13 protein-coding genes are annotated in these 12,721 nt (G+C 70.9%); 7 read left to right on the forward strand and 6 right to left on the reverse strand.

Annotation, left to right across the window (positions count from 1 at the left end; translation table 11 throughout):
• Nucleotides 1-59: 59 nt before the first annotated feature.
• Genes ACMCNK_RS23150 through ACMCNK_RS23165 form a run of 4 tightly spaced genes read right to left on the reverse strand, consistent with a single transcriptional unit; the run spans nucleotide 60 to nucleotide 3,478 of the window.
• Entirely contained in the window at nucleotides 60-641 is a 582-nt protein-coding gene (locus tag ACMCNK_RS23150) for a DNA cytosine methyltransferase (protein WP_412738479.1), read from the reverse strand.
• Nucleotides 638-1,543: a hypothetical protein gene (locus ACMCNK_RS23155; RefSeq protein WP_412738480.1), complete on the reverse strand. Its 906-nt coding sequence runs from the start codon at nucleotides 1,541-1,543 to the stop codon at nucleotides 638-640. The genes ACMCNK_RS23150 and ACMCNK_RS23155 overlap by 4 nt, the downstream gene beginning before the upstream one ends.
• The gene (locus ACMCNK_RS23160; protein WP_412738481.1) at nucleotides 1,540-2,553 is read right to left on the reverse strand and encodes a TRM11 family SAM-dependent methyltransferase; all 1,014 of its coding nucleotides are present in this window, start codon (nucleotides 2,551-2,553) and stop codon (nucleotides 1,540-1,542) included. Before ACMCNK_RS23160 ends, ACMCNK_RS23155 begins: the two co-directional genes overlap by 4 nt.
• Nucleotides 2,546-3,478 carry a hypothetical protein gene (locus ACMCNK_RS23165; protein WP_412738482.1) on the reverse strand — a complete coding sequence of 311 codons (933 nt, stop codon included), beginning with the start codon at nucleotides 3,476-3,478 and terminating at the stop codon, nucleotides 2,546-2,548. The genes ACMCNK_RS23160 and ACMCNK_RS23165 overlap by 8 nt, the downstream gene beginning before the upstream one ends.
• A gap of 1,068 nt (nucleotides 3,479-4,546) precedes the next feature.
• On the opposite strand from ACMCNK_RS23165, the gene ACMCNK_RS23170 reads away from it, so the two are divergent.
• Entirely contained in the window at nucleotides 4,547-5,443 is an 897-nt protein-coding gene (locus ACMCNK_RS23170) for a hypothetical protein (RefSeq protein WP_412738483.1), read from the forward strand.
• A 305-nt stretch (nucleotides 5,444-5,748) separates the two neighbouring features.
• Here ACMCNK_RS23170 and ACMCNK_RS23175 read toward each other — a convergent pair whose 3' ends face one another.
• The gene (locus ACMCNK_RS23175; protein ID WP_412738484.1) at nucleotides 5,749-6,342 is read right to left on the reverse strand and encodes a hypothetical protein; all 594 of its coding nucleotides are present in this window, start codon (nucleotides 6,340-6,342) and stop codon (nucleotides 5,749-5,751) included.
• 54 nt (nucleotides 6,343-6,396) lie between these two features.
• Complete coding sequence (locus ACMCNK_RS23180; RefSeq protein WP_412738485.1) at nucleotides 6,397-6,666, reverse strand: hypothetical protein; 270 nt, start codon at nucleotides 6,664-6,666, stop codon at nucleotides 6,397-6,399.
• Between the two features lie 76 nt (nucleotides 6,667-6,742).
• Between ACMCNK_RS23180 and ACMCNK_RS23185 the strand changes: the two genes are divergently transcribed.
• From ACMCNK_RS23185 to ACMCNK_RS23210, 6 genes are all read left to right on the forward strand, one after another.
• Nucleotides 6,743-7,390 (forward strand): hypothetical protein, encoded by a 648-nt coding sequence (locus ACMCNK_RS23185; protein WP_412738486.1) that lies wholly within the window; start codon nucleotides 6,743-6,745, stop codon nucleotides 7,388-7,390.
• A gap of 671 nt (nucleotides 7,391-8,061) precedes the next feature.
• Complete coding sequence (locus ACMCNK_RS23190; protein WP_412740956.1) at nucleotides 8,062-8,367, forward strand: pilin; 306 nt, start codon at nucleotides 8,062-8,064, stop codon at nucleotides 8,365-8,367.
• Between the two features lie 5 nt (nucleotides 8,368-8,372).
• On the forward strand, nucleotides 8,373-9,278 hold the full coding sequence (locus ACMCNK_RS23195; RefSeq protein ID WP_412738487.1) for a hypothetical protein: 906 nt from the start codon (nucleotides 8,373-8,375) through the stop codon (nucleotides 9,276-9,278).
• A 115-nt stretch (nucleotides 9,279-9,393) separates the two neighbouring features.
• Nucleotides 9,394-10,317: a PrgI family protein gene (locus tag ACMCNK_RS23200; RefSeq protein ID WP_412740957.1), complete on the forward strand. Its 924-nt coding sequence runs from the start codon at nucleotides 9,394-9,396 to the stop codon at nucleotides 10,315-10,317.
• Nucleotides 10,318-10,433: 116 nt separating this feature from the next.
• Nucleotides 10,434-12,143: a VirB4 family type IV secretion system protein gene (locus tag ACMCNK_RS23205; RefSeq protein ID WP_412740958.1), complete on the forward strand. Its 1,710-nt coding sequence runs from the start codon at nucleotides 10,434-10,436 to the stop codon at nucleotides 12,141-12,143.
• Between the two features lie 207 nt (nucleotides 12,144-12,350).
• A complete protein-coding gene (locus tag ACMCNK_RS23210) occupies nucleotides 12,351-12,695 on the forward strand; it encodes a hypothetical protein (RefSeq protein ID WP_412738488.1) in 345 nt (114 codons plus the stop codon).
• The last annotated feature ends 26 nt before the right edge of the window (nucleotides 12,696-12,721 follow it).

Below are 12,721 nucleotides of genomic sequence, written 5' to 3' on the forward strand. Positions count from 1 at the left end.
TGCCGCCCCGCTCGAGGAGCGTGGGCAGACTGCTGCGCTGGTGCCCCGGGCCTTTGCCGTCACGCGCGCACGGCGTCGGCAGGGTCCGGGTCGCCGTCTCGGAGAAGGTCGGCCCGGACGGCGAGCAGGAACAGCCGGTCGCGTCGGTGGGCGGCGCCGATGTCGGATGCGCGTAGGCATAGCCAGCTCGTGTCGTACCCGAGCGCGGCCAGATCGGCGTGGACTTGGTCGAGTCCGCGCCGTAGGAGCGCGGCCACGTTCTCCACGAACACGTACGCCGGTTGAAGCGCGCGAGCGGCGTCGGCGACGGCTGTCCACACGCTGCTGTGGACACCGGTGATGCCGGCCCGCTTGCCGGCGTTGCTGATGTCCTGGCAGGGGAAGCCGGCGGTGAGGATGTCGACGGGTGTGACGGTGCTCCAGTCGACGGTGCGGATGTCGCCGAGGTTGGTGGCGTCTGGCCAGTGGTGTGCCAGGACGGTGTTGGCGTGTGGGTCGGTCTCGGCGTACCAGGCGAGTCGGCCGCCGAGCACCAGCTCGACGGCAAGGTCGAGCCCGCCGAACCCGGTGCACAGGGACCCGATGCGCACTTCTGCGCCGGATCGGCCGGTGTCGAGATGGGGCTGTCTTGCACTGTTCACGCCACCTCCCGCCCGGCCGTCGCGGTGCCGACGTCGGCCGGCTGCGGCGGGTCGGGGTCGACCGGCTCGGTGGGGTGTGGGCAGGTGAACGGCCCGCACCCCGGCAGGTCCTCGGGCGTGCGTCGGGTGCGGGGGCGCAGGACCACCTGGTCGAGGGGCACCCGCTGCGCGTGCAGGTAGTACCGGCCACGCAGTGGGTGCCCGTCGGCGTTGGCGCGGGCCGACCCGTGCCGGATCCGCCGATCGAAATCGACGGCGTCCGCCCACTCGGCGGGGCTGGTGGTCTTGAGGTCGGCCCAGTACGCGTCGTCGTGGAAGGGACATCCGATGCAGGACGATTTTCCGAATCCGGTCAGGCCGTGTTCGTTGAGATAGCGCAGGCAGTCGCCGCGGCGCCAGCCGAGATCCAGTAGCGGGAAGGTGTTGCGCATGTAGGCGACGTCGGCGTCGCGGGCGCGGTGGATCTCGTCGACGGAGATGCCGATGGCGATCTTCGCCCATACGCCGGCTGGGACCCTGGCGGGGTGCGGGTAGCCGAGTCGGCGCCGGACTTCGGCTTTGATCGGCCGGATCTTGTATTCGCTGGTGCATTGACGTCGGGCCATGCCGCGTTCGCCGTTGGGGCCGAGGGTGAACAGCGGCATGGACGCGAACCGGTGGGCAGGATCGAGGGCGTCGGCGCGGATGTTGCCGGTCGACACCCGTACGACCTGCATCCCGGCTGCCGCGGCGATCGCGGTCAGCCGGTCGAGTTGCCGGTACACCGAGCGGGGTTCCCATCCGGTGTCGGCGAAGACCGCGACATCGAACGGGGCGATCTCGCCGCGCGCCGCGAGCAGGACGATGGCCGAACTCTGCAGCCCGGCGCCGAGACTGAGGACACGAAGACGGGGCTGGCTCATTCGCTGCCCTCCTCGCCGGTGGATTCGACTGCGGGTTTGGTGAAGATCAGGACGTCCTCGTGCGCGATCAGGTGCAGCGGCGTCCCGGCGGCGCGTGCTTTACGCACGGCGGTGATCTGGAAGAACGAGGGCCGGGCGACCAGCCGGCCATCCCGGACCGCGCTGAGCAGTGCCACGCAGCGTTCCGTGGGGATCAGCCCGGCGCGTAGGCCAGCCCCGATGACTGCCGAGGGCAGGTCGACGAGCTGACCGTTCCTGCGCCAGGGCCGGGCGGTGACCACGACGTGGCCGCCGGGGCGCAGCAGCACGGCGCAGCCTCGCAGGATCTCCGCGAAACCGTCGGCGAGGCCGGTCAGGTCGCGGTACGCGAGGTTGCCCTTGTCGGTGCCGTAGGTGTTGTCTGACTTGGCCACACCGCCGTCGCCGGGACGCACGAGGCCGTGCACGGTCGGCCCGTACGGCGGTGACGTCACGACCAGTGCGACCTGCCCGGCCAGGGCGGACGGGACGAGCGACAGCAGCCGGGTGGCGTCCCCGCGGATCACCGCGGCGTTGCCGGGTGCGCCCTGGGTGTGCGCATGGGCGATGTTCGCGTCGGCGATGTCGGACCAGCGCGGTTCGTACTCGATACCGATCGCGTCGCGGCCGAGGTGCGCAGCCTCGACCAGCGTGGTGCCGATCCCGCACATCGGGTCGAGGACCAGGTCCCCGGGCCGGGTGTAGGCGGAGACGGCGTGCGCCGCGATCGCCGGGAGCATCCTCGCGGGGTGTTTGACCGACCCGGCCACGTACCGTCCGCGGCGCTGCACCGGACCGGTCGCCTGCGCGGTCGCCCACACGGACAGGACCTGCGGGTCCGCGCGATGCCGGCCGTCATAGGGCTCGGCGTACTGATGCCGAGACTCGTGCGCGGCGTCGCCGCTGGCGCGATGCCGCGCGTCGCCGGCACGGTGCCGGCCGGGACGGGGATGGTCCGGGGCGGCCGCGCTGGTCGAGGTGTGTTCAGCCACGGTGTTCACCGCCCTTGCGGCGGCTGCCGGTGAGCTGGTGGCTGAACACCAGCAGGTCGGCATGCACGCGCAGATGCGCGACCGTCCACTGCGCCCCACCGACCTCGGCGGCGAGGCCGAGCAACTCCTCGTCGGTGACGTAGTAGACGAACGCCTCAGCGCCCGCGTCGGCGTCCACGGCGACGATGTGCTGCAGATAGCCGAGCCCGACGCTCGCGGCGGCGGTGGAGATGCGACTGAAGTCCTGCGGCGCGGTCGCGGTCTGCTCGGGTGCAGCGACCACGAGGACGAGGCAGCCGCCCGGGCGCAGCAGCCGGGTGCAGGCGGTCAGCAGCCAGGCCAGCCGGACCCGGTTGGCGGCGTCCCCGTCGTGCAGGGGCCACATCGCCACGACCAGGCTCGTCCTCGCCTGCACAGACGCGCCGTCGGCGAGGGGTTCGATCGGGCCGGCTGTCGGGTCGTCGGCCGACGCCAGCGGGTCGGTGAGGTCGTCACCGAACCATGCGGGCAGCTCCGGCGGCTCGACCCGGCCGTCCTCGTGGACCGGCGGGTCGCCGGCGTTGCCGGTCTGGGTGCTGATGTCGCCGCGCAGGGTGCTCGGGCCAATGATCAGGCTGGAGGCGTCAGTGAACCAGCCGGGGTGATGCCTGCGCCGACCGGCCTGGCACGCGGCGGTCAGGGCGTGTCCGTCGGTGAGGTCGACGACCGCCTCGCCGGCTCGGCTGTAGGCCGAGACGAGCCGGTAGGCCAGCCGGGCGCTGACGGGACGCAGCATGTCCTGCTGCGTGCGGGCGGTGCGCCACACCGTGATCGGCACCGGCGTGTCGCCGGGTACGGCGTCGATCAGGGTCGGGTCGGCACCGGAGGAGTCCGGTCCGACGGGCCGGTCGGGGGTGCGGTTGGGCTGCGGTGAGTGTTCGCTCATGTGATGTCGGCTCCACGCCGCACCGCTGATGCGCTGACACCCTCACACCGCTGTATGTGTGCTCTGCCGAACGCTTCCCCCGCTCACAGCCGCTCACAGCCGCCGCTGGCGGCTCACAGTGACGGCGAATTCGGCACACAGTCCCGATATAGGCCGATTCTCGGCCTCCATGTGCGAGCCCGGAACCGTGGGCGCACGGCGCAGACGCACGCCAGACGATGTGCACACAGTCCGTCCAAGCCACGTTCGTCCGTGTCCCACGACGTTCTACAGGGTTTCCGTGTCACCACCCGAAATCGGAGTCTCGGCGGATCGCTGGCTAATACCGCGGCGCGCCCAGGTCTCGACCACGACTCACACGCCTGGGGTCTGTGCGGTTTGGCCCGCCCACCGCGTCTCGGGCTGCGGCCGACGCCGTGCTCTGGCGCGGCTCGACTGCCGTGTCACCTGGATCATCGTGCCGGGGACGCCGCGACGCCACGGGCGTCGGTGGTCTGTCAGTGCGACGGCGGTCCTCGCCGTCTGCCGTGTGACTACCGGCCGGGGCGGACAGGACACGCCGGCCGATGTCATTGTTCCGAATGGTCGGACGCCGTCGCCGTCGAGGTTGGACATGCCTGCGTACGCGGGCGGCGAGCGTGTCACGTTCCGGGCTGTCCCGGGTGTGAGCGGCGGGTCGGTGTCCGCGAGCTGTCGTGGTGAGCCGTGGTGAGACCGTTGTGAGTCGTGGCGAGCGCGGTCCCTCGCCGGGGACATCGCCTCGTTGACGGAGTCCGCGGTCCTCGTCGTGACGCTCTCCGGACGGCTCTCGCCGTCCGTCCCGCAATGTCACAGGGCAGCTCATCCGGGGTGTCATGGCCTCGTGCCAACGACACCTGTCGATGTCATGGGCGATTGTTGACCTGAGCCGGGCCGACAGCCCGGTGACGCCGCGGACATGTCATATCGGGCCGGTGGCCTGTGGTGTGACACATCGGTGAGCCGCTCGTGTCCTACTCGGTGCCTCGACGTCGCCGCCATGCACGGGCCGGCGATGTCACCCCACCCTCGACGCCTGGAGCTTGTGACATGAGTGTGCCCGCTACCGACTGGCCGACCTCCCCGCTGTCCGCCGCCGCGACCGCGTTCGCGGCACTGACCTGCGAGCCCGACCCGATGACCCTCGACCTCGACCAACTGGACCCGGACGCCGGCCTGCCGGCCGGTGTCATGACGCTGACCGACCTGGACCACTGGCTGGCCAAGCACCGGCATGCCTTCGCCGCGCGGGATGCGGTCTGGCGCGAGCTGGTGCGCCGGGCCCGAATCGATGGGCCGGAATGGGTGATCGCCGCCGTCGGGATGGCGATGCCCGCCCTGCGCCGATACGCCGTCCAGCTCGCGATCGGGTATCGCGGTGACCGCGACGACATGGACGCCGAGGTCCTCACCGGCTTCCTCTGCGCCCTGCGCGAGCGGGTAGACCTGGCTCGGCCGGCCCCGCACGCCGCCCTGTGCATGGCGGCGTTTCGGGCCGGGCGCGACCATGCGCGCCAGTCGCGGCAGTACATTCCGGTCGACGACGTCGAGCACGTGACCGGCCCGCGCACCCCGATGGTGCCGTGGGGTCATCCCGACCTGCTGGTGCGTCGCGCGGTCCAGCTCGGCCTGGTCGACGAGACCGACGAGCAGCCCTACATCGACGTACGGCTCGGGCAGAAGGCCATCGAACCGATCGCCGCCGGCCTCGGCGTCACCACCGACGCGCTGCGCATGCGGTTGGGCCGCATCGACACCCGCCTCGCCGACGCCCTCGGGCGGGGCCTGCTGACCGGCGCAGTCTCCGCGGACGCCGCTCAGCTGCTCGCCGAGCAGGCCGACCGGCGCGCCGCCCTGCGCGCCAGCCGCGCCGTCCCCTCCGCCAGCGGATCGGCCACCTCACGCAGCCACCCCGCACAGCTGACGCTGCTGCCCTCCGCGGCCTGAACGACGCGCACAGCACTTTCGGCGCCCTCGCTGGTGGAGTCGTCCACCCGCGAGGGCGCCGACGTGCGCGCACTCTAACGGGATCTGTGCGCGGGTCCCGCTGAGGCGGATCGGCGGTGCGGCGGAGCCGGATGTGGAACTCGGCGCACGGCGCGTTCACCTGGGTCAAGGGAGCCGCCGGCCACCCATACCGGTGCCGACGATCACGGGCTTTGCCGCCGGCCTGACCAAGGACCTTGAGGCCGTCACCGCCGGCCTGACGCTGCCGCATAGCTCCGGGCTGGTCGAAGGCCAGGTCAACCGCATTATTCTTTGGAATCAGAGTTTGTCGATGTTTGGGGTGGGTCGCCGATGAGGTTGGGTAGGACTTCGTGCCAGGGGGTGGCTTGGTCTGGCCACAGGTGATGGAAGCTCGTGAATCTGTGCTGTCCAGGCGGTGACAGTTCCAACGACCAGGTTCCGAGGACGCAGCTGTATCGGGCCCGCCAGCCGTCGCCGCGTTTGAACAGGCGGCTGCCGCTGAGTCTTCCGCCGCGGCTGTGTTCGCGGGTGGTGAAGCCGTGCTGATGCAGCCATGCGGTGGTGTCGGCAATCTGCTCGGGTTCGGGTAGCAGGTCGTTGGTGCCTTCGTGAGTGGCGGCGGCTTCGAGCGCTGCTGCGGCGTCGATGTCGATGAGGAGGAAGGTTCCGTCGTCGTCTGGGCGTGCGACGGCGACGTCGTGTGTTGTGCCGTCCGGGAAGCGCAGTGTGAAAAACGGGTCCCAGCCGTGGATCTCGCGGAGGTCTTCGAGTGTGTCGAGATCATGGAGCTGAGCGTGGGTGGCGTCGTCGCTGATGCGTACTGGCCACGGCCCGATGCTCAGGGTGCTGTTGGCCTGCCATTCCAGGTCCGCGTCCACGCTGACCATTATGCGGTGCGATTCCTCGTTGATCGAGGTGTCGACCGTCCGGAGTCAGGGACCGGTCGGCGAGAGGACGGTCAGGGGCAGTTGCCTGCCGGGTTCGGCGCGTAGTTGGTTCGGGGTGGGACCGGCTGGGGTGGCGACGTCAGCGAGGCGTTGCAGGAGGCGGTCGACGGCGGCGTGGTCGTTGTCGACCGCGGCGCGTTCGTCGTCGGTGAGCGGGACGGCGGCCAGTATCCGCTGCAGGCCGGTCTTGGCCTCCAGCAGCTGGGCCGAGGCGGAGGTTTTCGGGGTGTAGAAGTCGCAGCGGGCGCAGGCCATCCGGTGGAGGCAACTCGGTAACAAACCCAAGGTCAGCAGTCAACACCAGATCGACAAAGCCGTATGATTTCGTGACGTGGGAACCGACATCTACGGTGCGATCGAGGTCCGTGACCTGATCGGCGCCACCGCACTCGACGGTTCGATCAGTGCCGCCTCCAAGCAGGAGGCACGGTGGATGCACTGCATGGATCTCTATCCGCTGTATCCCGGCGGCGACTACTCGCCGCTGGGCTGCCTGTTCGGCATCCGCAACTGGAACGGCTGGGAGCCGGTCGCTGAAGGCCGTGGGCTACCGGCCGACGTGTCGGAGACCGTCGGCAAGGATTACGAGCACGACGCAGAGATCGATCAGGCTGTCGGCGGCAGCACCTGGGTCTCCTGGCCCGAGCTGCGCGACCTCGACATGACCGTCACACCCCTGGCGCGGGGCGTGCTCGAAGTCAACCAGAACGGGTCTGGCCTCTACCACTGCTACCGCATCGAGGACGAGTGGCCCGCCGACGTCGTCGCTGAGTACGGTCCGTCCCTGGCCGGCGAGTCCCCGGTCAGCGTCGCCTACGGCAGCTGGCAGCACGGCACCACCACGTTCACGTACAAGAAGGTGACCCGTAACGACGTGCTCGGACCCGGCACCGGATGGGAGCACGTCTTCGCCGTCATGCGGACCCTGGCGGAACGCTACGGAGAAGAAGGCGTACGGCTCGTCGCCTGGTTCGACTGACCACGCTCAACCCCCACGCCACCAGGTGGCGCTCAAACTCGGCGATACGAAGTTGGCCCCGGCAGTTGCGGCGCTCGTTGTGAGCGACGTCTGGCGCTCGTACTCACCTGCGAAACCAGGCAGGGGTTGTGAGCCTTCGGTGAGCCGGGCAGGCGTTCGGCAGAGCACACAAATGTCGGTGTGAGGGTGCGGAACCACTTCCGAGCCGACGACGGCGTACGCCGGGCAGCGGCCGGATCGGGTCTCCGCTCCGCCGCCGGGTCCGACAGGTATCGGGCCGTTTCGCGAGCCGCAACGCCTCGGGTGCCGCGCCTGCTTGATGCGCTGACACTCATCGATCACCGCCACACCCGCCGAGGGAGGACGAGCTCCTCCCGGGGCCTGTTGTGGCTGGTCGACGCGTCCTGCTGCCTCCGCGCCCGGCGGCGGTCCTCATCCGACCGCTCGCACAGCCCCGCCCGCTCTCGGGCCGGGCCGGAGGTGACCACCCCATGTCCCGCTATCGCACCACCACCACCACTGGCCTGCGGGCTCGCCCGCGTGCCCACGTCCGCGCCGTCGCTGGCTTCGGCCGACGGGCCGCCCGCCTGGCCACCTCCTGCCTGTCGCCGGGACTCCGGCCCGCACTCCTCGGGCTGCCCCGCAGGGCCGTCCGGGTCGCCGCGCACGTCGTGACCGTCCTGCTGATTCTGTCGGCGCCGAGCGCCGCGTTCGCCGATGCCGGCGACACCGTCTACCTGGCGGCGAACTCCCTGCCCACCGTCATCGAGAATCTGCAGACGTGGGTGATGGGGATCCTCGCCGCGATCGCCACCCTCTTCCTGGTTCTGGCCGGGGTGTACTGGGCGACCGCCGGGGGTGACCCGGCGCAGGTCGACAAGGCCAAAGCCGCGTTGAAGAACGCCCTGATGGGCTACGGCCTCGCGGTCCTCGCACCGGTGCTGCTGCAGGTCGTCAAGGGCATCGTCGGCGGCTGAGCGTCATGGGTTTCATGCTCGACGGGATCCTCGACTGGTTCGCCGACGCGATCCTGGACGTCTTCAACACCCTCATCGCCGCGATCACCGGAGCGCTGCTGCACACCCCGGACGTCACGGTCCTGCCCCAGGTGCAGGCCCTGACCGGACGCTCCATCCTGATCGTCGACACCGTCTTCGTGCTGGTGTTCGTCGCCGCCGGCGCGCTCACCATGACAGCGGGCGGCGACGAACGCGCCCGCTACGGCGTCAAGGACCTGCTCCCACGATGTGTGGTCGGGTTCGTCGCCGCGCACTTCTCCCAGTTGATCGCCGGCGAACTCATCGAGTTGGCCAACGCGCTGACCGCGGCGTTGACCGATCCCCGCACCGGCGCCGACGGCGGCCTGGCCGGCATCAAGACGCAGATGGGCGCTTCCCGCGACCACCTCGGCGGGCTGCTGTTCATCGTCTGCGCCGCGATCATCGTCATGCTGCTCGCCGCGACGGCGATCAGCATGATCGTCCGGTTCGCCATCGCCCTGGTCCTCACCACGATCGCGCCGATCGCCCTGGCGATGCACGCCCTGCCGCAGACCGACCCACTGGCCCGCCTGTGGTGGCGCGCCTACGCGGGCATGCTGGCGGTGCCCGTCGCGCAGGGCATGTTCCTGGCAGCCGGGCAGTGGATGCTGCTCGACACCGCCCACATGCTGCCGCTGTTGGGCCTGCCCGTGGAACCCGGCGGCGTGATCAACCTGTTCGTCGTGATGGTGCTGCTGTGGACCGCGGTCAAGGTCCCCGGCTGGATGCGGAAGCTCGTCACGGCACCCGGCGCCCGCCACACCAACGTCGTCGGCGCGGCCGTACGCATCGTCGTGGTGCAGCAGATCAGCCGCGTGATCCCCGGGATCGGCCGCCTCGCCCGCTGACGCCCCTTGCGTTGCGACCCCGGCCCGGCGCTCTTACGCCAAGACCAACCTCCTCTATCTGGAAGGCAATGCGATGAGTTCTGCCCACCCTGACGGCCCGGACGTCCGGGTGAAGATGGCCGCCGACGTGGACGCCCCCGACAAGGTCCTCTACGGGCTGACGTTCCGTCAGCTCGCCCTGCTCGCGGTGGCGGCCGTCGTCTTCTACGCCGCCTGGCGCGGCCTGCACACGCTCGTGCCGACCCTGCTGCTGCTCGGCGCGGCCGTGGTGTTCGGCGGCCTGGTCTTCGGCCTGGCCGTCGGGCGCCGCGACGGACTGCCCCTGGACCTGTGGCTGCTGGCCGCGATCCGTCACTGCCGCGCCCCACGGGCATTGTCGACCACCGACACGACCTCGCGCACCCCGGCCTGGGTGCAGGCGCCGAAGCCGACGGTGCTGCCGGCCCCGTTGACGCTGCCCGCCGACGCCATCGCCGCCGACGGACAGATCAGCCTCGGCGCCGTGCGGGCGGCAATGGTCGCCGCGACCAGCATCAACCTGCACCTGCGCACCCCCGCCGAGCAGGCCGCCCTGATCGACACCTATGGCCGGTGGCTCAACAGCCTGTCCACGCCCACGCAGATCGTGGTGTCCGCCCAACCGGTCGACCTGCGCTCGCACGCCAGGTCCCTGGCCGCCGCCGCGCCCGCCCTGCCGCACCCGGCCCTGGCCGCGGCGTGCGCGGATCACGCCCGGTTCCTCGACGACCTCGCCGAACGCCGCGACCCGCTACGCCGGCAGGTCCTCGTCGTCACCCGCACCCCGGCGGCCGAGCGCGGTGAGCACGCCGCCCGCCGGCGTGCCGACGACACCGTGCGCGCCCTGTCCGGCCTCGGCGTCACCACCCGCGCCCTGGACGGTCCGGCCGTGACCGCGGCGATCGCCGCGGCCGCCGACCCGTACCGGCCGCCGCGCCCCGGCGGGCTGGCCGCCCCCGACACCGTCATCACCGCCTCCGCCGCCCGCCCACACCGTCACGCGAAGGACCGGCCGTCATGAACCTGACCCGCAAGACAAGCCCCCACGCGCACCCGCGCGAGACACCGGTGGCGGCGACGCGGCTCACCGCCGGTGCCGGAGTCGCCGCCGCGGTGGCGCCCGGCTCGGTGGAGGTGATGCCGCGGATGCTGCGCGTCGGCGACGGCTACGCCTGCACACTGGTCGTCACCGGCTACCCCGCCGAAGTCGGACCGGCCTGGCTCGAACCGCTGCTGTCCTGGCCCGGCCGTCTCGACCTGGCCATGCACATCGACCCGCTGCCCGCACCGGTCGCCGCCTCCCGACTGCGCAACCAGCGGGCCCGCTTCGAATCGTCGCGGCGCGCCGACGCGAGCAAGGGCAAACTCGTCGACCCGTACGTGGAGGCAGCCGCCGACGACGCCGCCGACCTGGCCCAGCGGCTGGCCCGCGGCGTGTCGAAACTGTTCCGGGTCGGGCTGTACCTGACCGTGCACGCCCGCACCGAACCCGAGCTGCTCGACGCGTGCGCGCAGGTGAAGGCCGCCGCCGCGTCCACCCTGATCGAGGTCCAGCCCGCCACATGGCGGCATCTCGCCGGGTGGACCACCACCCTGCCCATGGCCACCGACTCGCTGCAGATGCTGCGCACCATGGACACCCAGGCCCTCGCGGCAGCGTTCCCGCTGGCGAGCCCGGATCTGCCCGCGCCGCTGCCCGGCGACCCGCAGACCGTCGGCGGCACCCTGTACGGCATCAACCCCGACTCCAACGGGATCGTCTGGTGGGACCGCTGGAGCCAGGAGAACCACAACTCCGTCGTCCTCGCGCGCTCCGGCGCCGGGAAGTCGTACTTCCTGAAGCTGGAGATCCTGCGCAATCTGCACCAGGGCGTGCAGGTGTCGGTGATAGACCCGGAGGACGAGTACCTGCGCCTGGCCGACGCGGTCGGCGGCAGCATCGTGCGCCTCGGACACGCCGGGGTGAAGATCAACCCCCTCGACCTGCCCATCGGTGACACCCGCCCCGACGTCCTCACCCGCCGCGGCCTGTTCCTGCACACGCTCATCTCCGTGCTGCTGGGACACCAGCCGCCACCGCAGGAACGGGCGGCCCTGGACCGGGCCATCCTCGCCGTCTACCGCCGCGCCGGTATCACCGCCGACCCCGCCACCCACCACCGCAGCGCGCCGCTGCTCCGCGACCTCACCGCCTGCCTGCGCGATTACGCGCAGGACGCGGCGGCCCAGCAGCTCGCCGCGCGCCTGGCGCCGTGGGTGGACGGGTCGTTCTCCGAGCTGTTCAACGGGCCGACGACCACCCGGCCCGACGGGCACCTGGTCGTCTGGTCCCTGCGGCACCTGCCCGACGAGATCCGCACCGTCGGCACCCTGCTCGCCCTGGACTCAATCTGGCGCAGCGTCGACGCTCCCGGCGCGAAGGGCCACGGCGTCCGCAGGCTCGTGGTGGTCGACGAGGCGTGGCTGCTGCTGCGCGACGGCGAAGGCGCGAGGTTCCTGTTCCGCATGTCGAAGGCCGCCCGCAAACGCAACGCCGGGCTGACGGTAGTCACCCAGGACGTCGCGGACGTGCTGGACACCGACCTCGGCCAGGCCGTCGTCGCCAACGCCGCCACCCAGGTCCTGCTCAAACAAGCACCCCAGGCCATCGACGCCGTCGGCGCCGCGTTCGGCCTGACCGCCGGCGAGCGGCGGGCGCTGCTCACCGCCCGCACCGGCCAGGGGCTGTTGATCTCCGGAACTCAGCGGACCAGTTTCGAGGCCGTCGCCGCGCCGGAAGAACACGCACTGTGCACCACCAGCCCGGCGGACCTCGCGGCGCTCGACGAGCAAGACGACGACCCCTAGCCATCGCCGATCGTCGCGCGGAACTCGCCGCACCCGATAGGCCGGGCGCCGCTCGGACCGCAGACCCCCGCGCCTGTCTTCAAGTATTTGATTCCGCAGGCGGGAACGGGTGCCGTTTACAGCCGACTTTCAGCGCCAGCCCGGCAGGGCTTGGCCTGATCAATGTCGGTGAGTTTGAGCCGCTACCCCATGATCGATACTGGCAGCATGCCGACCTATGTCGAGTGGTACTACCCGGACGAGAACATCTGGGGCTACGACGAACTTGACGACGAGCGATGGTCGACCCGCCACATCGAAGTACGCGCTCAAGACGAGACGTTCGCGGCCGCCGCGTCACTCGCCGAGGTTCTCCACGCACGAGACTCAGGCGACCCAGGCGCCGTCATCGCCTATGAACATAAATACGGCATCATCCCCGACGCACCCTTCCCAACAGCGACCGCCGAGGACGAGCCATCGATCGAGCCGATCCCAGCAGAGAAGTTCGAGCGGCTGTGGCAGCAAGGTCGCCAGGCCCGCGAAAAGCTCTACGGCCATCCCCGGGGTTGATCCGTACAGCGGTTAGCGGTAGCGAT

Source organism: Krasilnikovia sp. MM14-A1259 (assembly GCF_047159535.1).
Taxonomy (GTDB): Bacteria; Actinomycetota; Actinomycetes; order Mycobacteriales; family Micromonosporaceae; genus Actinoplanes.